This window comes from Escherichia sp. 10290 (assembly GCF_030295155.1).
GTDB classification, from domain to species: domain Bacteria; phylum Pseudomonadota; class Gammaproteobacteria; order Enterobacterales; family Enterobacteriaceae; genus Escherichia; species Escherichia coli_F.
Genome location: NZ_AP025741.1, coordinates 34,475 through 59,012 on the forward strand (window position 1 = coordinate 34,475; position 24,538 = coordinate 59,012).

Below are 24,538 nucleotides of genomic sequence, written 5' to 3' on the forward strand. Positions count from 1 at the left end.
AAAAATCCTCAAAATATAAGAGCAAACCTGCATGTCTGAATCTGTACAGAGCAATAGCGCCGTCCTGGTGCACTTCACGCTAAAACTCGACGATGGCACCACCGCCGAGTCTACCCGCAACAACGGTAAACCGGCGCTGTTCCGCCTGGGCGATGCTTCTCTCTCCGAAGGTCTGGAGCAACACCTGCTGGGGCTGAAAGTGGGTGATAAAACCACCTTCTCGCTGGAGCCAGATGCGGCGTTTGGCGTGCCGTCACCGGACCTGATTCAGTACTTCTCCCGCCGTGAGTTTATGGATGCAGGCGAGCCAGAAATTGGTGCAATCATGCTTTTTACCGCAATGGATGGCAGTGAGATGCCTGGCGTGATCCGCGAAATTAACGGCGACTCCATTACCGTTGATTTCAATCATCCGCTGGCCGGGCAGACCGTTCATTTTGATATTGAAGTGCTGGAAATCGATCCGGCACTGGAGGCGTAACATGCAGATCCTGTTGGCCAACCCGCGTGGTTTTTGTGCCGGGGTAGACCGCGCTATCAGCATTGTTGAAAACGCGCTGGCCATTTACGGCGCACCGATATATGTCCGTCACGAAGTGGTGCATAACCGCTACGTGGTCGATAGCCTGCGCGAGCGTGGGGCTATCTTTATTGAGCAGATTAGCGAAGTCCCGGACGGCGCGATCCTGATTTTCTCCGCACACGGTGTTTCTCAGGCGGTACGTAACGAAGCGAAAAGCCGTGATTTGACGGTGTTTGATGCCACCTGTCCGCTGGTGACCAAAGTGCATATGGAAGTCGCCCGTGCCAGCCGCCGTGGTGAAGAGTCTATTCTTATCGGTCACGCCGGTCACCCGGAAGTGGAAGGGACGATGGGTCAGTACAGCAACCCGGAAGGGGGAATGTATCTGGTCGAATCGCCGGACGATGTGTGGAAACTGACGGTCAAAAACGAAGAGAAACTCTCCTTTATGACCCAAACTACGCTGTCGGTGGATGACACGTCTGATGTGATCGATGCGTTGCGTAAACGCTTTCCGAAAATTGTCGGGCCGCGCAAAGATGACATTTGCTACGCCACCACTAACCGTCAGGAAGCGGTACGCGCTCTGGCAGAACAGGCGGAAGTAGTACTGGTGGTTGGTTCAAAAAACTCTTCCAACTCCAACCGTCTGGCGGAACTGGCCCAGCGTATGGGCAAACGCGCGTTTTTGATTGACGATGCGAAAGATATCCAGGAAGAGTGGGTGAAAGAGGTTAAATGCGTCGGCGTGACTGCGGGCGCATCGGCTCCGGATATTCTGGTGCAGAATGTGGTGGCACGTTTGCAGCAGCTGGGCGGTGGTGAAGCCATCCCGCTGGAAGGCCGTGAAGAAAACATTGTTTTCGAAGTGCCGAAAGAGCTGCGTGTCGATATTCGTGAAGTCGATTAAGTCATTAGCAGCCTAAGTTATGCGAAAATGCCGGTCCTGTTACCGGCATTTTTTATGGAGAAAACATGCGTTTACCTATCTTCCTCGATACAGACCCCGGTATTGACGATGCGGTCGCCATTGCCGCCGCGATTTTTGCCCCCGAACTCGACCTGCAACTGATGACCACCGTCGCGGGTAATGTTTCGGTTGAGAAAACTACCCGCAACGCCCTGCAACTGCTGCATTTCTGGAATGCGGATATTCCGCTCGCCCAGGGAGCCGCTGTGCCGCTGGTACGCGCACCGCGTAATGCAGCATCTGTGCACGGTGAATCGGGAATGGCTGGCTACGACTTTGTCGAGCACAACAGAAGCCCACTGGACAAACCCGCATTTCTGGCGATTCGTGATGCCCTGCTGCGTGCGCCTGAGCCTGTTACGCTGGTAGCCATCGGCCCGTTAACCAATATTGCGCTGTTACTTTCACAATGCCCGGAATGCAAACCGCATATTCGCCGTCTGGTGATCATGGGCGGTTCTGCCGGTCGCGGCAACTGCACACCAAACGCCGAGTTTAATATCGCTGCCGATCCAGAAGCAGCAGCCTGTGTCTTCCGTAGCGGCATCGAAATCGTTATGTGCGGTTTGGATGTCACCAATCAGGCAATATTAACTCCTGACTATCTCGCTACTTTGCCGGAGTTGAATCGTACCGGGAAAATGTTGCACGCCCTGTTTAGCCACTACCGTAGCGGCAGTATGCAAAGCGGTCTGCGTATGCACGATCTCTGCGCCATCGCCTGGCTGGTGCGCCCAGACTTGTTCACTCTCAAACCGTGTTTTGTGGCGGTGGAAACTCAGGGTGAATTTACCTCAGGTACTACGGTTGTTGATATTGATGGTTGCCTGAGTAAACCTGCAAACGTGCAGGTGGCGCTGGATCTGGATGTGAAAGGTTTCCAGCAGTGGGTGGCTGAGGTGCTGGCTCTGGCGTCGTAACCTGTCACATGTTATCGGCATGCAGTCATTCATCGACTCATGCCTTTCACTGATATCCCTCCCTGTTTATCATTAATTTCTAATTATCAGCGTTTTTGGCTGGCGGCGTAGCGATGCGCTGGTTACTCTGAAAACGGTCTATGCAAATTAACAAAAGAGAATAGCTATGCATGATGCAAACATCCGCGTTGCCATCGCGGGAGCCGGGGGGCGTATGGGCCGCCAGTTGATTCAGGCGGCGCTGGCATTAGAAGGCGTGCAGCTGGGCGCGGCGCTGGAGCGCGAAGGATCTTCTTTACTGGGCAGCGACGCCGGTGAGCTGGCGGGTGCAGGAAAAACAGGCGTTACTGTGCAAAGCAGCCTTGATGCGATAAAAGATGATTTTGATGTGTTTATCGATTTTACCCGTCCGGAAGGTACGCTGAACCATCTCGCTTTTTGTCGCCAGCATGGCAAAGGGATGGTGATCGGCACTACGGGGTTTGACGAAGCCGGTAAACAGGCGATTCGTGACGCCGCCGCCGATATTGCGATTGTCTTTGCCGCCAATTTTAGCGTTGGCGTTAACGTCATGCTTAAGCTGCTGGAGAAAGCAGCCAAAGTGATGGGTGACTACACCGATATCGAAATTATTGAAGCACATCATAGACATAAAGTTGATGCGCCTTCAGGCACCGCACTGGCAATGGGAGAGGCGATCGCCCACGCCCTGGATAAAGATCTGAAAGATTGCGCGGTCTACAGTCGTGAAGGCCATACCGGTGAACGTGTGCCTGGCACCATTGGTTTTGCCACCGTGCGTGCAGGTGACATCGTTGGTGAACATACCGCCATGTTTGCCGATATCGGCGAGCGTCTGGAGATCACCCATAAGGCTTCCAGCCGCATGACATTTGCTAACGGTGCGGTAAGATCGGCATTGTGGTTGAGTGGTAAGGAAAGTGGTCTTTTTGATATGCGAGATGTGCTTGATCTCAATAATTTGTAACCACAAAACATTTGTGATGGTGCAAAAATAACGTATTTAATTTATTGATTATAAAGGGCTTTAATTTTTAGCCCTTTTATTTTGAGTTTTTTATTTATAAAAGCGTATAGCGTGCTAAAAATAACATGTTTTCTCTTCTGTTTTTGTTGTTTTAATGTAAATTTTGACCATTTGGTCCACTTTTTTCTACGCGTTTTGATTTTATACAATCTTCTTGCTGCGCAAGCGTTTTCCAGAACGGGTTATATGATCTTTTTGTCGCTTAATGCCTGCAAAACATGCATGAGCCACAAAATAATATAAAAAATACCACCATTAAGTTGACTTTTAGCTCTCATCTCTCCAGAATGCCGCCGTTTGCCAGAAATTCGTCGGTAAGCAGATTTGCATTGATTTACGTCATCATTGTGAATTAATATGCAAATAAAGTGAGTGAATATTCTCTGGAGGGTGTTTTGATTAAGTCAGCGCTATTGGTTCTGGAAGACGGAACCCAGTTTCACGGTCGGGCCATAGGGGCAACAGGTTCGGCGGTTGGGGAAGTCGTTTTCAATACTTCAATGACCGGTTATCAAGAAATCCTCACTGATCCTTCCTATTCTCGTCAAATCGTTACTCTTACTTATCCCCATATTGGCAATGTCGGCACTAATGACGCCGATGAAGAATCTTCTCAGGTACATGCACAAGGTCTGGTGATTCGCGACCTGCCGCTGATTGCCAGCAACTTCCGTAATACCGAAGACCTCTCTTCTTACCTTAAACGCCATAACATCGTGGCGATTGCTGATATCGATACCCGTAAGCTGACGCGTTTACTGCGTGAGAAAGGCGCACAGAATGGCTGCATTATCGCAGGCGATAACCCGGATGCGGCGCTGGCGTTAGAAAAAGCCCGCGCGTTCCCAGGTCTGAACGGCATGGATCTGGCAAAAGAAGTGACTACCGCAGAAGCCTATAGCTGGACACAAGGGAGCTGGACGCTGACTGGCGGCTTGCCAGAAGCAAAAAAAGAAGACGAGTTGCCGTTCCACGTCGTGGCTTATGATTTCGGCGCCAAACGCAACATCCTGCGCATGTTGGTTGACCGCGGCTGCCGCCTGACCATCGTTCCGGCGCAAACATCTGCCGAAGATGTACTGAAAATGAATCCAGACGGTATCTTCCTCTCCAACGGTCCTGGCGACCCGGCACCGTGTGATTACGCTATTACTGCCATCCAGAAATTCCTCGAAACCGACATCCCGGTATTCGGCATCTGCCTCGGCCATCAGTTGCTGGCGCTGGCGAGCGGTGCGAAGACTGTCAAAATGAAATTTGGACACCACGGCGGCAACCATCCGGTTAAAGATGTTGAAAAAAACGTGGTGATGATCACCGCCCAGAACCACGGTTTTGCGGTGGATGAAGCAACATTACCTGCAAACCTGCGTGTTACGCATAAATCCCTGTTCGACGGTACGTTACAGGGCATTCATCGCACCGATAAACCGGCATTCAGCTTCCAGGGCCACCCTGAAGCCAGTCCGGGTCCACACGACGCCGCGCCGTTGTTCGACCACTTTATCGAGTTAATTGAGCAGTACCGTAAAACCGCTAAGTAATCAGGAGTAAAAGAGCCATGCCAAAACGTACAGATATAAAAAGTATCCTGATTCTGGGTGCGGGCCCGATTGTTATCGGTCAGGCGTGTGAGTTTGACTACTCTGGCGCGCAAGCATGTAAAGCCCTGCGCGAAGAGGGTTACCGCGTCATTCTGGTGAACTCCAACCCTGCGACCATCATGACCGACCCGGAAATGGCCGATGCGACCTACATCGAGCCGATTCACTGGGAAGTGGTACGCAAGATTATTGAAAAAGAGCGTCCGGACGCGGTGCTGCCAACGATGGGCGGTCAGACAGCGCTGAACTGTGCGCTGGAGCTGGAGCGTCAGGGCGTGCTGGAAGAGTTCGGCGTCACCATGATTGGTGCCACCGCCGATGCGATTGATAAAGCCGAAGACCGCCGCCGTTTCGACGTGGCGATGAAGAAAATCGGTCTGGAAACTGCGCGTTCTGGTATCGCACACACCATGGAAGAAGCGCTGGCAGTTGCCGCTGAAGTGGGCTTCCCGTGCATTATTCGCCCATCCTTTACCATGGGTGGTAGCGGTGGTGGTATCGCTTATAACCGCGAAGAGTTTGAAGAAATTTGCGCCCGCGGTCTGGATCTCTCTCCGACCAAAGAACTGCTGATTGATGAGTCGCTGATCGGCTGGAAAGAGTACGAGATGGAAGTGGTGCGTGATAAAAACGACAACTGCATCATCGTCTGCTCTATCGAAAACTTCGATGCGATGGGCATCCATACCGGTGACTCCATCACTGTCGCGCCAGCCCAAACGCTGACCGACAAAGAATATCAAATCATGCGTAACGCCTCGATGGCGGTGCTGCGTGAAATCGGCGTTGAAACCGGTGGTTCCAACGTCCAGTTTGCGGTGAACCCGAAAAATGGTCGCCTGATTGTTATCGAAATGAACCCGCGCGTGTCCCGTTCTTCGGCGCTGGCGTCGAAAGCCACCGGTTTCCCGATTGCCAAAGTGGCGGCGAAACTGGCGGTAGGTTACACCCTCGATGAGCTGATGAACGACATCACCGGCGGGCGTACTCCGGCGTCCTTCGAGCCGTCTATCGACTACGTGGTGACCAAAATTCCTCGCTTCAACTTCGAGAAATTCGCTGGTGCTAACGACCGTCTGACCACTCAGATGAAATCGGTTGGTGAAGTGATGGCGATTGGTCGCACGCAGCAGGAATCCCTGCAAAAAGCGCTGCGCGGCCTGGAAGTCGGTGCGACTGGATTCGACCCGAAAGTGAGTCTCGACGACCCGGAAGCGCTGACCAAAATTCGCCGCGAGCTGAAAGACGCAGGCGCAGAGCGTATCTGGTATATCGCCGATGCGTTCCGTGCGGGCCTGTCCGTAGACGGCGTCTTCAATCTGACCAATATCGACCGCTGGTTCCTGGTACAAATTGAAGAGCTGGTGCGCCTGGAAGAGAAAGTAGCGGAAGTGGGCATCACTGGCCTGAACGCTGACTTCCTGCGCCAGCTGAAACGCAAAGGCTTTGCCGATGCGCGTCTGGCAAAACTGGCGGGCGTGCGTGAAGCAGAAATCCGTAAGCTGCGTGACCAGTATGACCTGCACCCGGTTTACAAGCGCGTGGATACCTGTGCGGCAGAGTTCGCTACCGACACCGCTTATATGTACTCCACTTATGAAGAAGAGTGCGAATCCAACCCATCTGACCGTGACAAAATCATGGTCCTCGGCGGCGGCCCGAACCGTATCGGTCAGGGTATCGAATTCGACTACTGCTGCGTACACGCCTCACTGGCGCTGCGCGAAGACGGTTACGAAACCATTATGGTTAACTGTAACCCGGAAACCGTCTCCACTGACTACGACACTTCCGATCGCCTCTACTTCGAGCCGGTAACTCTGGAAGATGTGCTGGAAATCGTGCGTATTGAGAAGCCGAAAGGCGTTATCGTTCAGTACGGCGGTCAGACCCCGCTGAAACTGGCGCGCGCACTGGAAGCCGCTGGCGTACCGGTTATCGGCACCAGCCCGGATGCTATCGACCGTGCGGAAGACCGTGAACGCTTCCAGCATGCGGTTGACCGTCTGAAACTGAAACAACCGGCGAACGCCACCGTTACCGCTATTGAAATGGCGGTTGAGAAGGCAAAAGAGATTGGTTACCCGCTGGTGGTGCGTCCGTCTTACGTTCTCGGCGGTCGGGCGATGGAAATCGTCTATGACGAAGCTGACCTGCGTCGCTACTTCCAGACGGCGGTGAGCGTGTCTAACGATGCACCAGTATTGCTGGACCACTTCCTCGATGACGCGGTAGAAGTGGATGTGGACGCCATCTGCGACGGTGAAATGGTGCTGATTGGCGGCATCATGGAGCATATTGAGCAGGCGGGCGTGCACTCCGGTGACTCCGCATGTTCTCTGCCAGCCTACACTTTAAGTCAGGAAATTCAGGATGTGATGCGCCAACAGGTGCAGAAACTGGCCTTCGAATTGCAGGTGCGCGGACTGATGAACGTGCAGTTTGCGGTGAAAAACAACGAAGTCTACCTGATTGAAGTTAACCCGCGTGCGGCGCGTACTGTTCCGTTCGTCTCCAAAGCCACCGGCGTACCGCTGGCGAAAGTGGCGGCGCGTGTGATGGCTGGCAAATCGCTGGCTGAGCAGGGCGTAACTAAAGAAGTTATCCCGCCGTATTACTCGGTGAAAGAAGTGGTGCTGCCGTTCAACAAATTCCCCGGCGTTGACCCGCTGTTAGGGCCAGAAATGCGCTCTACCGGGGAAGTGATGGGCGTGGGCCGCACCTTCGCTGAAGCGTTTGCCAAAGCGCAGCTGGGCAGTAACTCCACGATGAAGAAACACGGTCGTGCGTTGCTCTCCGTGCGTGAAGGCGATAAAGAACGCGTGGTTGACCTGGCGGCAAAACTGCTGAAACAGGGATTCGAGCTGGATGCGACCCACGGCACAGCGATTGTGCTGGGCGAAGCAGGTATTAACCCGCGTTTGGTGAACAAGGTGCATGAAGGTCGTCCGCACATTCAGGACCGTATCAAGAATGGCGAATATACCTACATCATCAACACCACGTCAGGCCGTCGTGCGATTGAGGACTCCCGCGTGATTCGTCGCAGTGCGCTGCAATATAAAGTGCATTATGACACCACCCTGAACGGTGGTTTCGCTACCGCGATGGCGCTGAATGCCGATGCGACTGAAAAAGTAATTTCGGTGCAGGAAATGCACGCGCAGATCAAATAATAGCGTGTCATGGCGGATATTTTTCATCCGCTAATTTGATCGAATAACTAATACGGTTCTCTGATGAGGACCGTTTTTTTTTGCCCATTAAGTAAATCTTTTGGGGAATCGATATTTTTGATGACATAAGCAGGATTTAGCTCACACTTATCGACGGTGAAGTTGCATACTATCGATATATCCACAATTTTAATATGGCCTTGTTTAATTGCTTCAAAACGAGTCATAGCCAGACTTTTAATTTGTGAAACTGGAGTTCGTATGTGTGAAGGATATGTTGAAAAACCACTCTACTTGTTAATCGCCGAATGGATGATGGCTGAAAATCGGTGGGTGATAGCAAGAGAGATCTCTATTCATTTCGATATTGAACACAGCAAGGCGGTTAATACCCTCACTTATATTCTGTCGGAAGTCACAGAAATAAGCTGCGAAGTTAAGATGATCCCTAATAAGCTGGAAGGGCGGGGATGCCAGTGTCAGCGACTGGTTAAAGTGGTCGATATCGATGAGCAAATTTACGCGCGCCTGCGCAATAACAGTCGGGAAAAATTAGTCGGCGTAAGAAAGACACCGCGTATTCCTGCCGTTCCACTCACGGAACTTAACCGCGAGCAGAAGTGGCAAATGATGTTGTCGAAGAGTATGCGTCGTTAATTTAATTTCGTTGATACCGTGCGGTCTGGTTGCCGGATGCGATGCTGGCATCTTATCCGGCCTACGGTTGCTCTCCAGCCAGGTCGGATAAGGCGTTTGCGCCGCATCCGGCAAGATCACCGTTTCGGCGTCACATCCGTCGTCCCCTGCAAACGGGGGCGATTTTCCTCCATTTGTCTCAACGGCTGCGTTTCATGTAACGCTACATGGCAGCGGCCGACAAGATCCTGATACTCTTTGGTATTCAACTGCTTCCAGTGTAACTCGTCGTCACTAACACTGCGTACAGCGCGGGCAGGCGTACCCATCAACAACTGACGTTTCTCGCCGCTAAAGCCTGCTTTGACAAAGCTCATGGCGGCAACAATGCTCTCTTCGCCAATGACCGCGCCATCCATAATCACGCTGTTCATCCCGACCAATGCATCGCGACCAATCACACAACCATGCAGGATTGCTCCGTGCCCGATATGGCCGTTTTCCCCAACGATGGTGTCAGTGTCGCAGTAGCCATGCATAATGCAACCATCCTGAATATTGGCTCCCGCTTGCACGTCAACCGCCCGTAGTCACCACGCAGTGAGGCGAGTGGGCCGATGTAGACACCGGCTCCCACAATCACATCGCCAATCAAGACCGCACTGGGATGGACAAACGCCGTCGGGTGAACCACTGGAATTAACCCCTCAAAGGCGTAATAACTCACGGTTGTTAACGTCCTTTCCACACCGGATCGCGCTTTTCGGCAAACGCCAGCGGCCCTTCAATGGCATCTTCCGAATGCAGAACCGATGGATAGTGTTTCAACACGCCGCTGCGAATATAGCGATACGCTTCTTCTACCGGCATTTCGCTGGTGGTGCGGTAGATCTCTTTCAGCGCCGCAATCGCCAGCGGGGCGCTGTCAACCAGTTGTTGCGCCAGTTCGCGGGCGTTATCCATCAGTTCCGCCTGGCTAACCACGCGGTTGACTACCCCCCAACGCAGCGCCTCTTCTGCGCTCATTCTTCTGCCGGTCATCACCATTTCATTGACGATAGCAGGCGGCAGGATCTTCGGCAGACGCAGCACACCGCCGCTGTCAGGAACGATGCCCAGTTTGGCTTCCGGCAGGGCGAAGCTGGCGTTATCGGCACAGACAATAAAATCTGCCGCCAGTGCCAGTTCAAAGCCGCCGCCAAAGGCGTAGCCGTTCACAGCTGCGATAACCGGTTTGTCGAGATTGAAAATTTCGGTTAATCCCGCAAAACCACCCGGGCCAAAGTCAGCATCAGGTGCTTCGCCTTCTGCTGCCGCTTTTAAATCCCAGCCCGCGGAAAAGAATTTCTCTCCGGCACCGGTAATAATGGCGACGCGTAATTGCGGATCGTCACGGAAATTTAGAAAGACTTCGCCCATTTCAAAGCTGGTTTTTGCATCAATAGCATTCGCTTTTGGGCGATCAAGGGTAATTTCCAGAATTGATCCATTGCGGGTCAGATGTAATGATTCACTCATTCCTTTTCTCCATTTTTGCTTTTTCAGGGACGACAACATCCCTGCAAAAAATGCATATTGTTTTAGAGCGTTATTATTAGCGGGCAGGGTAGTTCCCTGCCGTTTCATTTATTTCAGATTCTTTCTAATTATTTTCCCCGAGCAATTACGTGGCAGATCTTTTCTGATCTCCAGATAAGAGGGCACTTTAAATTTCGCCATATTTTGTTCGCAGAAGCGGAAAAATTCCTCTTCGCTCAATATTTCACCTTCATTCAGCACCACAAATGCTTTGATAGCTTCATCACGAATCGAATCTTTAATACCAACAACTACGATGTCCTGAATTTTCGGATGTGCGGCGATAATATTTTCCAGCTCCACGCAGGAGACATTCTCGCCACCGCGTTTAATCATATTGCAGCGGCGATCGACGAAATAAAAAAAGCCCTCTTCGTCGCGGTATCCGGTATCGCCAGTGTGCAGCCAGCCATCGGCTTCCAGGACTCTGGCAGTGGCTTGCGGGTTAAGAAAATATTCTTTGAAGATGGTTTTCCCTGGTACGCCTTTAATGCAGATTTCACCGATTTCACCAGCCGGGAGCGGACGATTGTGATCGTCGCGGATCTCCGCTTCGTAGCAAAATCCTGCACGGCCAATTGACGGCCAGCGTCGTTTATCGCCGGGGCGATCGCCGATAATGCCAACAATGGTTTCCGTCATCCCATAAGACGTCAGCAAGCGGACGCCAAAGCGTTCACAAAATGCGTCCTTTTCCTGCTCCGACAGGTTGAGATAAAACATCACTTCCCGCAGATGGTGTTGCCGATCGTTCACAGAAGGCGGCTGCACCATCAAGGTACGGATCATCATCGGAATGCATTCGGTAACGGTGGCGCGGTACTTTTGTACCTGTCCCCAGAAGGCGCGGGCGCTGTATTTCTCGACCAGCACAAAGGTGGCTCCGGCAGAAAACGCCGCCATCGCCGCAGTACACTGGCAATCGATATGAAATGCAGGCATTACCGTCAGGTAGACGTCATCGTCACGTAGTGCGCACTGCCAGGCGGAGTAATATCCGGCGAAGCGCAGGTTGTAATGGGTAATCACCACCCCTTTCGGCCGGGAAGTGGTACCGGAGGTAAAGAGAATTTCCGCCGTATCGTCAGTCGATAGCGGCGGTGCATAGCACAAGGTGGCAGGTTGTTGATTTTTCAGTTGAGTAAACGAACTCACGCCATCATCAGCGGGAAGTGCCACATCTGTCAGGCAAATGTGCCGCAACTGAGTGGCATCTTCCTGCTGAATCTGTTGATACATGGGATAGAACTGCGCACTGGTCACCAGCAGGCACGCCTGGCTATTTTGCAGGATCCACGTGCTTTCTTCGCGCAACAGGCGGGCGTTAATCGGCACCATAATCGCGCCAATTTTTGCCAACCCGAACCAGCAAAAGATAAATTCCGGGCAGTTGTCGAGATGTAGAGCAACCTTGTCGCCTTTGCGAATCCCCAGCGTATGAAACAGGTTTGCCGTGCGGTTAATCTCCTGATTTAACTCAAGATAACTGTACCGGTTAACGACTCCGCCGCTGGATTCACAAATCAGCGCCGTTTTATGACCGTAAATGTCCGCCAGATCGTCCCACATTTGACGTAGATGTTGTCCGCCAATGATATCCATTGCACCTCTATCCATTTTAGTCGTTTGTTATTGGGCGGGCGCTAGTCAGGCAAGCTGACTGACGCCACGCGTTTAGTCCTCAACTTTGGCCAGACCTTTGCTGACCAACTCCTGAATGTCGTTTTCGCTGTAGCCGATATTTTTCAAAATGGCGGCTGTGTCCATGCCATGTGATGGCATTCCGCGCCAGATTTGACCGGGGTTATTTTTGAATTTCGGCATCACGTTTGGCCCTTTGCAGGTGCGACCATCCATTGTTTGCCACTGGGTGATCGATTCACGGGCCACATACTGTGGATTACTTTCCAGTTCCGGTACGGTCAGCACTTTGGCGCAGGCGATATTCAGTTCAGCAAAGCGTTCTTTTACTTCCGCGATGGTATGTGCCGCCAGCCAGGCATCGAGTTTCTCTTCTACCAGTGAGCCGTAAGGGCATTCGATACGGTGGATAAGCTGAGTGCCTTCCGGAATTTCTGGCGTGCCAAGCAGATGTGCGAGGCCAATATCTTTAAAGCACTCTTCAATTTGGGTAATGCCCACCAGTTCCATCACGATGTAGCCGTCGGCGCATTTGTACAGACCGCAACCGGCATAGTAGGGATCTTTACCTTTGGTCATGCGCGGGCACATTTCGCCGCCGTTGAAGTAATCCATCATGAAGTACTGGCCCATACGCAGCATCACTTCGTACATGGCGATATCAATACTTTCACCTTTACCGGTTTCACGCACTTTATGCAGTGCTGCCAGCGCCGCCGTGGTTGCGGTCAGGCCAGAAAAGTAATCGGCGGTATACGGGAAGGCAGGCATTGGCTGGTCAACATCACCGTTCTGAATCAGGTAACCACTGAAGGCCTGGGCGATGGTGTTATAGGCCGGAAGATTGGTGTACTCCTCGGTGCCATACTGACCAAAACCGGACAGGTGAGCGATAACCAGTTTCGGGTTGTGCTGCCACAGGATTTCATCGGTAATGCCACGACGGGCAAAGGCCGGACCTTTACTGGCTTCGATGAAGATATCGGTGGTTTCCATTAATTTCAGAAACGCTTCGCGGCCTTCATCTTTGAAGATATTTAACGACAGCGCGTGCAAATTGCGGCGGGAGAGCTGCGGGTAGTTCGGTTGAACGCGAATGGTGTCGGCCCAGGCGACGTTCTCGATCCAAATAACTTCCGCCCCCCATTCTGCGAACATTTGTCCGGCAAACGGTCCGGCGATTTCGATACCGGAGAAGACAACGCGCAATCCGGCCAGCGGCCCGAATTTCGGCATGGGTAGATGATCCATTATTAGCTCCTGAAAAATTTATGTAGCGCATGACTGCCGGATGCGACGTAAACGCCTTATCAGGCCTACATTCGTACTCCCGTAGGCCTGATAAGACGCGGTAGCGTCGCATCAGGCAGCGCACGGACTTAGCGGTATTGTTTCAGCACCGCACGACCCAGCGTCAGGATCTGCATTTCGTCAGATCCCCCGGAGACGCGGTCTACACGCAGATCACGCCAGAAGCGGCTTATGCGGTGGTTGCCCGCAATCCCAACACCGCCCAGCACCTGCATTGCGCTATCCACCACTTCAAATGCCGCATTGGCGCAGAAGTATTTGCACATCGCTGCATCGCCAGAGGTGATGGTGCCGTTGTCTGCTTTCCACGCTGCTTCATACAGCATGTTTTTCATGGAGTTTAATTTGATCGCCATGTGGGCGAATTTTTCCTGAATCAACTGGAAACGACCAATAGCCTCGCCAAACTGCACGCGCTGGTTGGCGTAGCGCGCCGCATCTTCAAAGGCGCACATCGCCGTACCGTAGTTGGTGAGGGCTACCAGGAAACGTTCATGGTCGAACTCTTCTTTGACGCGGTTAAAGCCGTTACCTTCCCGACCGAACATGTCTTTCTCGTCCAGTTCCACATCGTCAAAGGTGATTTCACAGCAGCTATCCATACGCAGACCGAGCTTCTCAAGTTTGGTCACTTTGATGCCCGGTTTGCTCATATCAACAAACCATTCGGTGTAGACAGGTTTGTCCGGAGAAGCCCCGTCACGCGCCATCACCACGATGTACGGGGTGTAGGCGCTGCTGGTAATAAAACACTTACTACCATTAAGATAAATCTTACCATTTCTACGGGTATAAGTCGTTTTCAGGCTACCCACGTCAGAGCCAGCCCCTGGTTCGGTAATCGCTGAGTTCCACATCTGCTTACCAGTACCACGAAACGCCATAATCTTGTCGATCTGCTCTTGTGTGCCTTCGCGCAGGAAGGTGTTGAATCCACCCGGCAACTGGTACAGCACGTAGGTTGGTGCCCCCAAACGACCCAATTCCATCCACACGGCGGCGAGGGTGACAAAACCTGCGTCCAGCCCGCCGTGCTCTTCCGGGATAAGCAGGCTGTCGATACCCATATCTGCCAGTGCTTTGACAAAACGTTCCGGGTAGACGTTGTCACGGTCGCACTCGGCAAAATAGGCCTCCCAGTTTTCGCTGGCCATCAGTTCGCGGATACCGGCGACAAACAGTTCCTGCTCATCATTTAAATTAAAATCCATCTTTCAACCTCTTGATATTTTGTGGGTTAATTAATCTTTCCAGTTCTGTTTCGCGTCTTTAATAAAGGAGAGCGTCACCATAATGTTGACGAAGAACAGCGGGCATCCTCCGGCAATAATGGCGGTTTGAATCGGTTTCAGGCCGCCGAGCGCCAGCAGAACAATACCGATAATGCCAACCAGAATTGACCAGCCGATACGCACCAGCAGCGGTGGCTCTTCGCCATCGCGTACTTCGCGGCAGGTGGACATCGCCAGGGTATAAGAGCAGGCGTTAACCAGGGTAACGGTGGCGATAAAGCAGAGGATGAAGAAGCCCCACATGGTGGCGGTGCTGAACGGTAGAGCAGCCCAGGTTTCGATGATGGCGCGCGCGACACCGTACTGTTCGATCAGATGCGGAATGTTGATGATGTTTTTATCCATCAACAGCAGAGTGTTACTACCGAGTACAGTCCACAGGATCCAGGTGGATGCGGTCAGACCCAGTACCATGCCGAAGCACAGTTCACGCACGGTACGACCACGGGAGATGCGGGCAAGGAAGATACTCATCTGGATAGCGTAAATTACCCACCATGCCCAGTAGAATACGGTCCAACCCTGCGGGAAGCCGCCTTTGGCGATGGGATCGGTATAGAACAACATACGCGGCAGATACATCAGCAACATTCCCACCGAATCGGTGAAGTAGTTCATGATGAAGCTGGCACCGCTGACGATGAACACCCAACCCAGCATCAGGAAGCTCAGGTAACTACGCACGTCACTGGCGATACGTACCCCTTTTTGCAGACCACAGGCGACGCAAATGGCGTTGAGGATAATCCAGCAGGTAATGATGATAGCGTCCAGTTGCAGGGTATGCGGAATACCAAACAACCACTGCATACACTCGGTCACCAGCGGCGTAGCAAGGCCCAGGCTGGTGCCCATGGCGAAGATCAAGGCGACGAGATAGAAGTTGTCGACGATAGTGCCGAACAGCCCTTTGGCGTGTTTTTCACCTACCAGCGGCACCAGGGTGGAGCTGGGGCGAATCACTTCCATTTTGCGGACAAAGAAGAAGTAAGCGAAGGCGACGGAGAGGAAGCTGTAAGTGGCCCACGGCAACGGTCCCCAGTGGAACAAGCTGTAAGCCAGCCCCAGCTCTTTCGCACCCGTCGAGTTCGGTTCTAAGCCAAACGGCGGGGTAGAGATGTAGTAGTAGATCTCAATCGATCCCCAGAACAGTACGGCAGCAGACGTACAGGAGGCGAACATCATAAAGATCCAACTGGCGGTACTGAATTCTGGTGGTTCGTTACCTAAACGCTTTTTGGCATACGGGCCAAACACCAGCCAGAACCAACCGAAAAGCATCACCACCATATACCATTCAAATGCCCATCCCCATACATTGGTGACGTAACTGAATACAGCATTAATAACGACATTCGCTGCATCCAGGTCTCTGACTGTAAGCCAACAAAGTATGCCGACGATTATTAACGGCGGAAAGAAAACCTTCGGTTCTATTCCCGTTTTTCTCTTTTCATTCTTCATGAGTTAATTCCACTGTGAAAACGAATATTTATTTTGCGTTCCCGTTTGTTTTATTTTTGTTAACATTTAATATAATTATCATTAACCTCGTGGACGCGTTAATGGCTAACTCATAATGGGTATTCAACAAGCTGCATTCTGTGATTGTTATCACATTTTTGTTTCGGGTGAATAGAGGGCATTTTTGTGTTAATTTTGATTATTAATCAGTGTGTTATGTTCTGATATGAGTAAAAAAATAGCATCTGACTTTCAATATTGGTGATCCATAAAACAATATTGAAAATTTCTTTTTGCTACGCCGTGTTTTCAATATTGGTGAGGAACTTAACAATATTGAAAGTTGGATTTATCTGCGTGTGACATTTTCAATATTGGTGATTAAAGTTTTATTTCCAAATTAAAGGGCGTGATATCTGTAATTAACACCACCGATATGAACGACGTTTCCTTCATGATTTCTGGAGATGCAATGAAGATTATTACTTGCTATAAGTGCGTGCCTGATGAACAGGATATTGCGGTCAATAATGCTGATGGTTCGTTAGACTTCAGTAAAGCCGATGCCAAAATAAGCCAATACGATCTCAACGCTATTGAAGCGGCTTGTCAGTTAAAACAGCAGGCGGCAGAAGCGCAGGTGACGGCCTTAAGTGTGGGCGGTAAAGCCCTGACCAATGCCAAAGGGCGTAAAGATGTGCTATCGCGCGGTCCGGATGAACTGATTGTGGTAATTGATGACCAGTTCGAGCAGGCACTGCCGCAACAAACGGCGACAGCACTGGCTGCAGCCGCCCAGAAAGCAGGGTTTGATCTGATCCTCTGCGGCGATGGTTCTTCCGACCTTTATGCCCAACAGGTTGGTTTGCTGGTGGGCGAAATCCTCGATATTCCAGTCGTTAACGGTGTCAGCAAAATTATTTCCCTGACGGCAGATACCCTCACCGTTGAACGCGAACTGGAAGATGAAACAGAAACGTTAAGCATTCCGCTGCCTGCGGTTGTTGCTGTTTCCACTGATATCAACTCCCCACAAATTCCTTCAATGAAAGCCATTCTCGGCGCGGCGAAAAAGCCAGTCCAGGTATGGTCGGCGGCGGACATTGGCTTTAACGCCGTGGAAGCCTGGTCTGAACAACAGGTTGCCGCACCGAAACAGCGCGAGCGTCAGCGCATTGTGATTGAAGGCGACGGCGAAGAACAGATCGCCGCATTTGCTGAAAATCTTCGCAAAGTCATTTAATTACAGGGGATGCTATGAACACGTTTTCTCAAGTCTGGGTATTCAGCGATACCCCTTCTCGTCTGCCGGAACTGATGAACGGTGCGCAGGCTTTAGCTAATCAAATCAACACCTTTGTCCTCAATGATGCCGACGGCGCACTGGCAATCCAGTTTGGCGCTAATCATGTCTGGAAATTAAGCGGCAAACCGGACGATCGGATGATCGAAGATTACGCCGGTGTCATGGCTGACACTATTCGCCAGCACGGCGCAGACGGTCTGGTGCTGTTGCCGAATACTCGTCGCGGCAAATTACTGGCGGCAAAACTGGGTTATCGCCTTAAAGCGGCGGTTTCGAACGATGCCAGCGCCGTTAGCGTGCAGGACGGTAAAGCGACAGTGAAACACATGGTTTACGGCGGTCTGGCGATTGGCGAAGAACGCATTGCCACGCCGTATGCGGTACTGACCATCAGCAGCGGCACGTTCGATGCGGCTCAGCCAGACGCGTCACGTACTGGCGAAACACACACCGTGGCGTGGCAGGCTCCGGCGGTGGCGATTACCCGCACGGCAACGCAGGCGCGCCAGAGCAACAGCGTCGATCTGGATAAAGCCCGTCTGGTGGTCAGCGTCGGTCGCGGCATTGGCAGCAAAGAGAACATTGCGCTGGCAGAACAGCTTTGCAAGGCGATAGGTGCGGAGCTGGCCTGTTCTCGTCCGGTGGCGGAAAACGAAAAATGGATGGAGCACGAACGCTATGTCGGTATCTCCAACCTGATGCTGAAACCTGAATTGTACCTGGCGGTGGGGATCTCCGGGCAGATCCAGCACATGGTTGGCGCTAACGCGTCGCAAACTATTTTCGCCATCAACAAAGATAAAAATGCGCCGATCTTCCAGTTCGCGGATTACGGCATTGTTGGTGACGCCGTGAAGATCCTTCCGGCGCTGACCGCCGCTTTAGCGCGTTGATCCACTCTGGCAGGGCTGCATTTCGGCCCTGCCGCTGACAGGGAGCTCTTATGTCCGAAGATATCTTTGACGCCATCATCGTAGGTGCAGGGCTTGCCGGTTCGGTTGCCGCACTGGTGCTCGCCCGCGAAGGTGCGCAAGTGTTAGTTATCGAGCGTGGCAATTCCGCAGGTGCCAAGAACGTCACCGGCGGGCGTCTCTATGCCCACAGTCTGGAACACATTATTCCTGGTTTCGCCGAATCCGCCCCCGTAGAACGCCTGATCACCCATGAAAAACTCGCGTTTATGACGGAAAAGTCAGCGATGACTATGGACTACTGCAATGGCGACGAAACCTCGCCATCCCAGCGTTCTTACTCCGTTTTGCGCAGTAAATTTGATGCCTGGTTGATGGAGCAGGCCGAAGAGGCGGGCGCGCAGTTAATTACCGGGATTCGTGTCGATAACCTCGTACAGCGCGATGGCAAAGTTGTCGGCGTAGAAGCCGATGGCGATGTGATTGAAGCGAAAACGGTGATCCTTGCTGACGGAGTGAATTCGATCCTTGCCGAAAAGCTGGGGATGGCAAAACGCGTCAAACCGACGGATGTGGCGGTTGGCGTGAAGGAACTGATCGAGTTACCGAAGTCGGTTATCGAAGACCGTTTTCAGTTGCAGGGTAATCAGGGGGCGGCTTGCTTATTTGCGGGATCACCTACTGATGGCCTGATGGGCGGCGGCTTCCTTTATACCAATGAAAATACCCTGTCGCTGGGGCTGGTTTGCGGTCTGCATCATCTGCATGACGCAAAAAAATCGGTGCCGCAAATGCTGGAAGATTTCAAACAACATCCGGCAGTTGCACCGCTGATTGCGGGTGGCAAGCTGGTGGAATATTCCGCTCACGTAGTGCCGGAAGCAGGCATCAACATGCTGCCGGAGCTGGTCGGTGACGGCGTGTTGATTGCCGGTGATGCCGCCGGAATGTGTATGAACCTCGGTTTTACTATTCGCGGTATGGATCTGGCGATTGCCGCCGGGGAAGCTGCTGCAAAAACCGTGCTTTCAGCGATGAAAAGCGACGATTTCAGTAAGCAAAAACTGACGGAATATCGTCAGCATCTGGAGAGTGGCCCACTGCGCGATATGCGCATGTACCAGAAACTACCGACGTTCCTTGATAACCCACGCATGTTTAGCGGCTACCCGGAACTGGCGGTGGGCGTGGCGCGTGACCTGTTCACCATTGACGGCAGCGTGCCGGAACTGATGCGCAAGAAAATCCTCCGCCACGGCAAGAAAGTGGGCTTCATCAATCTGATCAAGGATGGCATGAAAGGAGTGACCGTTTTATGACTTCTCCCGTCAATGTGGACGTCAAACTGGGCGTCAATAAATTCAATGTCGATGAAGAGCATCCGCACATTGTTGTAAAGGCCGATGCGGATAAACAGGCGCTGGAGCTGCTGGTGAAAGCGTGCCCCGCAGGTCTGTATAAGAAGCAGGATGACGGCAGCGTGCGTTTCGATTACGCCGGATGTCTGGAGTGTGGCACCTGCCGAATTCTGGGGCTGGGGTCGGCGCTGGAACAGTGGGAATACCCGCGCGGCACCTTTGGTGTGGAGTTTCGTTACGGCTGATGTTGGTTTGATACGTAACGCCGTACTGACTCTCATTGTAAAAAAACAGGAATAACCCATGCAACCGTCCAGAAACTTTGACGATCTCAAATTCTCCTCAATTCACCGCCGCATTTTGCTGTGGGGAAGCGGTGGCCCGTTTCTGGATGGTTATGTACTGGTAATGATTGGCGTGGCGCTGGAGCAACTGACTCCTGCGCTAAAGCTGGACGCAGACTGGATTGGCTTGCTGGGGGCGGGAACGCTCGCCGGGCTGTTTGTCGGTACATCGCTGTTTGGCTATATCTCCGATAAAGTCGGACGGCGCAAAATGTTCCTCATTGATATCATCGCCATTGGTGTGATATCGGTAGCAACGATGTTTGTCTCATCCCCCATCGAACTACTGGTGATGCGGGTACTCATCGGCATTGTCATCGGTGCGGATTATCCCATCGCGACTTCGATGATCACCGAGTTCTCCAGCACCCGACAGCGGGCGTTTTCAATCAGCTTTATCGCCGCTATGTGGTATGTCGGCGCGACCTGCGCCGATTTGGTCGGCTATTGGCTTTATGATGTGGAAGGCGGCTGGCGCTGGATGCTGGGTAGCGCGGCGATCCCCTGTTTGTTGATTTTGATTGGTCGATTCGAACTGCCAGAATCTCCCCGCTGGTTATTACGCAAAGGGCGAGTGAAAGAGTGCGAAGAGATGATGATCAAACTGTTTGGTGAGCCGGTGGCTTTCGACGAAGAGCCGCCGCAGCAAACCCGTTTTCGCGATCTGTTTAATCGCCGCCATTTTCCTTTTGTTCTGTTTGTTGCCGCCATCTGGACCTGCCAGGTGATCCCGATGTTCGCTATTTACACCTTTGGCCCGCAAATAGTTGGTCTGCTGGGATTGGGCGTTGGCAAAAACGCGGCACTGGGGAACGTGGTGATTAGCCTGTTCTTTATGCTCGGCTGTATTCCGCCGATGCTGTGGCTAAACACTGCCGGACGGCGTCCGTTGTTGATTGGCAGCTTTGCCATGATGACGCTGGCGTTGGCGGTTTTGGGGCTGATCCCGGATATGGGGATCTGGCTGGTAGTGATGGCATTTGCGGTGTATGCCTTTTTCTCTGGCGGGCCAGGTAATTTGCAGTGGCTCTATCCTAATGAACTCTTCCCGACGGATATCCGCGCCTCTGCTGTGGGCGTTATTATGTCCTTAAGCCGTATTGGCACCATTGTTTCAACCTGGGCGCTGCCGATCTTTATCAATAATTACGGCATCAGTAACACGATGCTGATGGGAGCAGGTATCTCGCTGTTTGGTTTGTTGATTTCCATTGCGTTTGCGCCAGAGACACGGGGGATGTCGCTGGCCCAGACCAGCAATATGACGATTCGCAGGCAACGAATGGGGTAATTTATTCAGATTTCTGCCTTTTTTGAATCAATATTATTGACTATTAGCTGCGTGAATATGTGACTACACTTTGTGGGAAAACAAAGGCGTAAACACGCGAGTTAACTATGATCCTCATAATTTATGCGCATCCGTATCCGCATCATTCTCATGCGAATAAACGGATGCTTGAACAGGCAAGGACGCTGGAAGGCGTCGAAGTTCGCTCTCTTTATCAACTCTATCCTGACTTCAATATCGATATTGCTGCCGAGCAGGAGGCGTTGTCTCGCGCCGACCTGATCGTCTGGCAGCACCCGATGCAGTGGTACAGCATTCCTCCGCTCCTTAAACTTTGGATCGATAAAGTCTTCTCGCACGGCTGGGCTTACGGTCACGGCGGCACGGCACTGCATGGTAAACATTTGCTGTGGGCGGTGACGACCGGCGGCGGGGAAAGCCATTTTGAGATTGGTGCACATCCGGGCTTTGATGTGCTGTCGCAGCCGCTACAGGCGACGGCAATCTACTGCGGGCTGAACTGGCTGCCACCGTTTGCCATGCACTGTACCTTTATTTGTGACGACGAAACCCTCGAAGGGCAGGCGCGTCACTATAAGCAACGTCTGCTGGAATGGCAGGAGGCACATCATGGATAGCCATACGCTGATTCAGGCGCTGATTTATCTCGGTTCGGCGGCGCTGATTGTACCCATTGCGGTACGTCTTGGTCTGGGATCGGTACTTGGCTACCTGATCGCCGGCTGCATTATTGGCCCGTGGGGGCTGCGACTGGTGACCGATGCCGAATCTATTCTGCACTTTGCCGAGATCGGCGTGGTGCTGATGCTGTTTATTATCGGCCTCGAACTCGATCCACAAAGGCTGTGGAAGTTGCGTGCGGCAGTGTTTGGTGGTGGTGCATTACAGATGGTGGTTTGCGGCGGCCTGCTGGGGCTGTTCTGCATGTTCCTTGGTCTGCGCTGGCAGGTAGCGGAACTGATCGGCATGACACTGGCGCTCTCATCAACGGCAATTGCCATGCAGGCGATGAATGAACGCAACCTGATGGTGACACAAATGGGCCGTAGCGCCTTTGCGGTGCTGCTGTTCCAGGATATCGCCGCGATCCCGCTGGTAGCGATGATCCCGCTACTGGCGGCGAGCAGTGCCTCGACGACGATGGGCGCATTTGCTCTCTCGGCGTTAAAAGTGGCGGGTGCACTGGTGCTGGTGGTACTGCTGGGGCGCTATGTCACGCGTCCGGCGCTGCGTTTTGTTGCCCGCTCTGGCTTGCGGGAAGTGTTTAGTGCCGTGGCGTTATTCCTCGTGTTTGGCTTTGGTTTGCTGCTGGAAGAGGTCGGCTTGTCGATGGCGATGGGGGCGTTTCTGGCGGGCGTACTGCTGGCAAGCTCGGAATACCGCCATGCGTTGGAAAGCGATATCGAGCCATTTAAAGGTTTGCTGTTGGGGCTGTTTTTCATCGGTGTTGGCATGTCGATAGACTTTGGCACGCTGATTGAAAACCCATTGCGCATTGTCATTTTGCTGCTCGGTTTCCTCATCATCAAAATCGCCATGCTGTGGCTGATTGCCCGACCGTTGCAGGTGCCAAATAAACAGCGTCGCTGGTTTGCGGTGTTATTAGGACAGGGCAGTGAGTTTGCCTTTGTAGTATTTGGTGCGGCGCAGATGGCGAATGTGCTGGAGCCGGAGTGGGCGAAATCGCTGACCCTGGCGGTGGCGCTGTCGATGGCAGCAACGCCGATTCTGCTGGTGATCCTCAATCGCCTTGAGCAATCTTCTACTGAAGAGGCGCGTGAAGCCGATGAGATCGACGAAGAACAGCCGCGGGTAATCATTGCCGGATTCGGTCGTTTTGGGCAGATCACCGGACGTTTACTGCTCTCCAGCGGGGTGAAAATGGTGGTACTCGATCACGATCCGGACCATATCGAAACGCTGCGAAAATTCGGCATGAAAGTGTTTTACGGCGATGCCACGCGGATGGATTTACTGGAATCTGCCGGAGCGGCGAAAGCGGAAGTGCTGATTAACGCCATTGACGATCCTCAAACCAACCTGCAACTGACGGAGATGGTGAAAGAACATTTCCCGCATCTGCAGATTATTGCCCGCGCCCGCGATGTCGATCACTACATTCGTTTGCGTCAGGCAGGCGTTGAAAAGCCAGAGCGTGAAACCTTTGAAGGGGCACTGAAAACCGGGCGTCTGGCGCTGGAAAGTTTAGGTCTGGGGCCGTATGAAGCGCGGGAGCGTGCAGATGTATTCCGCCGCTTTAATATTCAGATGGTGGAAGAGATGGCAGTAGTTGAGAACGACACCAAAGCCCGCGCAGCGGTCTATAAACGCACCAGTGCGATGTTAAGTGAGATCATTACCGAAGACCGCGAACATCTGTCATTAATTCAACGACATGGCTGGCAGGGCACCGAAGAAGGTAAACATACCGGCAACATAGCGGATGAACCGGAAACGAAACCCTCATCCTAATAAAGAGTGACGTAAATCACACTTTACAGCTAACTGATTGTTTTTGTTTCATTGTAATGCAGCGAGTCCACGAAGAGAGCGTGGACTCGCCAGCAGAACGTAAAATTTTCCTCAACATCATCCTTGCGCCAGTCGACGAAGGTTTACGCTTTACGTATAGTGGCGACAATTTTTTATATCCAGGATAAATCAATGATTAGTCTGATTGCGGCGTTAGCGGTAGATCGCGTTATCGGCATGGAAAACGCCATGCCGTGGAACCTGCCTGCCGATCTCGCCTGGTTTAAACGCAACACCTTAAATAAACCCGTGATTATGGGCCGCCATACCTGGGAATCCATCGGTCGTCCGCTGCCAGGACGCAAAAATATTATCCTCAGCAGTCAACCGGGTACGGATGATCGCGTAACGTGGGTGAAGTCGGTGGATGAAGCCATCGCGGCGTGTGGTGACGTACCAGAAATCATGGTGATTGGCGGTGGTCGCGTTTATGAGCAGTTCCTGCCAAAAGCGCAAAAACTGTATCTGACGCATATCGACGCAGAAGTGGAAGGCGACACCCATTTCCCGGATTACGAGCCGGATGACTGGGAATCGGTATTCAGCGAATTCCACGACGCTGATGCGCAGAACTCTCACAGCTATTGCTTTGAGATTCTGGAGCGGCGGTAA

Annotated in this window: 20 protein-coding genes and 1 pseudogene; 15 read left to right on the forward strand and 6 right to left on the reverse strand. The window is 52.4% G+C overall.

Going from position 1 to position 24,538, the window contains the following annotated elements; genetic code table 11:
• Positions 1-31: 31 nt before the first annotated feature.
• The 7 genes from fkpB (at position 32) to caiF (ending at position 8,898) form a co-directional block, all read left to right on the forward strand.
• Complete coding sequence (gene fkpB, locus QUE74_RS00160) at positions 32-481, forward strand: FKBP-type peptidyl-prolyl cis-trans isomerase (RefSeq protein ID WP_000004655.1); 450 nt, start codon at positions 32-34, stop codon at positions 479-481.
• A gap of 1 nt (position 482) precedes the next feature.
• Positions 483-1,433 carry a 4-hydroxy-3-methylbut-2-enyl diphosphate reductase gene (gene ispH, locus QUE74_RS00165; protein ID WP_001166395.1) on the forward strand — a complete coding sequence of 317 codons (951 nt, stop codon included), beginning with the start codon at positions 483-485 and terminating at the stop codon, positions 1,431-1,433.
• Between the two features lie 65 nt (positions 1,434-1,498).
• Positions 1,499-2,413: a ribonucleoside hydrolase RihC gene (gene rihC, locus QUE74_RS00170; protein WP_001239114.1), complete on the forward strand. Its 915-nt coding sequence runs from the start codon at positions 1,499-1,501 to the stop codon at positions 2,411-2,413.
• A 166-nt stretch (positions 2,414-2,579) separates the two neighbouring features.
• Entirely contained in the window at positions 2,580-3,401 is an 822-nt protein-coding gene (gene dapB / locus QUE74_RS00175) for a 4-hydroxy-tetrahydrodipicolinate reductase (RefSeq protein WP_000543585.1), read from the forward strand.
• Positions 3,402-3,856: 455 nt separating this feature from the next.
• Positions 3,857-5,005 (forward strand): glutamine-hydrolyzing carbamoyl-phosphate synthase small subunit, encoded by a 1,149-nt coding sequence (gene carA, locus QUE74_RS00180; RefSeq protein WP_000597260.1) that lies wholly within the window; start codon positions 3,857-3,859, stop codon positions 5,003-5,005.
• A gap of 17 nt (positions 5,006-5,022) precedes the next feature.
• Positions 5,023-8,241 (forward strand): carbamoyl-phosphate synthase large subunit, encoded by a 3,219-nt coding sequence (gene carB / locus QUE74_RS00185; RefSeq protein ID WP_001126398.1) that lies wholly within the window; start codon positions 5,023-5,025, stop codon positions 8,239-8,241.
• Positions 8,242-8,502: 261 nt separating this feature from the next.
• Positions 8,503-8,898 (forward strand): carnitine metabolism transcriptional regulator CaiF, encoded by a 396-nt coding sequence (gene caiF, locus QUE74_RS00190; protein ID WP_000333125.1) that lies wholly within the window; start codon positions 8,503-8,505, stop codon positions 8,896-8,898.
• Positions 8,899-9,014: 116 nt separating this feature from the next.
• Here caiF and caiE read toward each other — a convergent pair.
• From caiE to caiT, 6 genes and pseudogenes are all read right to left on the reverse strand, one after another.
• A pseudogene (caiE, locus tag QUE74_RS00195) lies at positions 9,015-9,604 on the reverse strand (carnitine operon protein CaiE).
• A 5-nt stretch (positions 9,605-9,609) separates the two neighbouring features.
• The gene (gene caiD / locus QUE74_RS00200) at positions 9,610-10,395 is read right to left on the reverse strand and encodes a crotonobetainyl-CoA hydratase (protein WP_001353468.1); all 786 of its coding nucleotides are present in this window, start codon (positions 10,393-10,395) and stop codon (positions 9,610-9,612) included.
• Positions 10,396-10,503: 108 nt separating this feature from the next.
• A complete protein-coding gene (gene caiC, locus QUE74_RS00205) occupies positions 10,504-12,057 on the reverse strand; it encodes a crotonobetaine/carnitine-CoA ligase (protein WP_001355218.1) in 1,554 nt (517 codons plus the stop codon).
• A gap of 72 nt (positions 12,058-12,129) precedes the next feature.
• Entirely contained in the window at positions 12,130-13,347 is a 1,218-nt protein-coding gene (gene caiB, locus QUE74_RS00210) for an L-carnitine CoA-transferase (RefSeq protein WP_000349918.1), read from the reverse strand.
• A gap of 128 nt (positions 13,348-13,475) precedes the next feature.
• Positions 13,476-14,618: a crotonobetainyl-CoA dehydrogenase gene (gene caiA, locus QUE74_RS00215; RefSeq protein ID WP_000347098.1), complete on the reverse strand. Its 1,143-nt coding sequence runs from the start codon at positions 14,616-14,618 to the stop codon at positions 13,476-13,478.
• Positions 14,619-14,648: 30 nt separating this feature from the next.
• Positions 14,649-16,163 carry an L-carnitine/gamma-butyrobetaine antiporter gene (gene caiT, locus QUE74_RS00220; RefSeq protein WP_000787108.1) on the reverse strand — a complete coding sequence of 505 codons (1,515 nt, stop codon included), beginning with the start codon at positions 16,161-16,163 and terminating at the stop codon, positions 14,649-14,651.
• 472 nt (positions 16,164-16,635) lie between these two features.
• On the opposite strand from caiT, the gene QUE74_RS00225 reads away from it, so the two are divergent.
• The 8 genes from QUE74_RS00225 (at position 16,636) to folA (ending at position 24,538) form a co-directional block, all read left to right on the forward strand.
• Complete coding sequence (locus QUE74_RS00225; protein WP_000692219.1) at positions 16,636-17,406, forward strand: electron transfer flavoprotein; 771 nt, start codon at positions 16,636-16,638, stop codon at positions 17,404-17,406.
• A 14-nt stretch (positions 17,407-17,420) separates the two neighbouring features.
• Positions 17,421-18,362 carry an electron transfer flavoprotein subunit alpha/FixB family protein gene (locus QUE74_RS00230; RefSeq protein WP_001091487.1) on the forward strand — a complete coding sequence of 314 codons (942 nt, stop codon included), beginning with the start codon at positions 17,421-17,423 and terminating at the stop codon, positions 18,360-18,362.
• Between the two features lie 50 nt (positions 18,363-18,412).
• A complete protein-coding gene (locus QUE74_RS00235; RefSeq protein WP_001287744.1) occupies positions 18,413-19,699 on the forward strand; it encodes an FAD-dependent oxidoreductase in 1,287 nt (428 codons plus the stop codon).
• Positions 19,696-19,983: a ferredoxin-like protein FixX gene (gene fixX / locus QUE74_RS00240; RefSeq protein WP_000203741.1), complete on the forward strand. Its 288-nt coding sequence runs from the start codon at positions 19,696-19,698 to the stop codon at positions 19,981-19,983. The genes QUE74_RS00235 and fixX overlap by 4 nt, the downstream gene beginning before the upstream one ends.
• 58 nt (positions 19,984-20,041) lie before the next feature.
• On the forward strand, positions 20,042-21,373 hold the full coding sequence (locus QUE74_RS00245; protein WP_001183187.1) for an MFS transporter: 1,332 nt from the start codon (positions 20,042-20,044) through the stop codon (positions 21,371-21,373).
• Between the two features lie 107 nt (positions 21,374-21,480).
• Positions 21,481-22,011 carry a glutathione-regulated potassium-efflux system oxidoreductase KefF gene (gene kefF / locus QUE74_RS00250; RefSeq protein ID WP_000600746.1) on the forward strand — a complete coding sequence of 177 codons (531 nt, stop codon included), beginning with the start codon at positions 21,481-21,483 and terminating at the stop codon, positions 22,009-22,011.
• Positions 22,004-23,866, forward strand: coding sequence for a glutathione-regulated potassium-efflux system protein KefC (gene kefC, locus QUE74_RS00255; protein WP_000377141.1), 1,863 nt, complete (start codon positions 22,004-22,006; stop codon positions 23,864-23,866). The genes kefF and kefC overlap by 8 nt, the downstream gene beginning before the upstream one ends.
• A gap of 192 nt (positions 23,867-24,058) precedes the next feature.
• The gene (folA, locus tag QUE74_RS00260) at positions 24,059-24,538 is read left to right on the forward strand and encodes a type 3 dihydrofolate reductase (RefSeq protein WP_000624375.1); all 480 of its coding nucleotides are present in this window, start codon (positions 24,059-24,061) and stop codon (positions 24,536-24,538) included.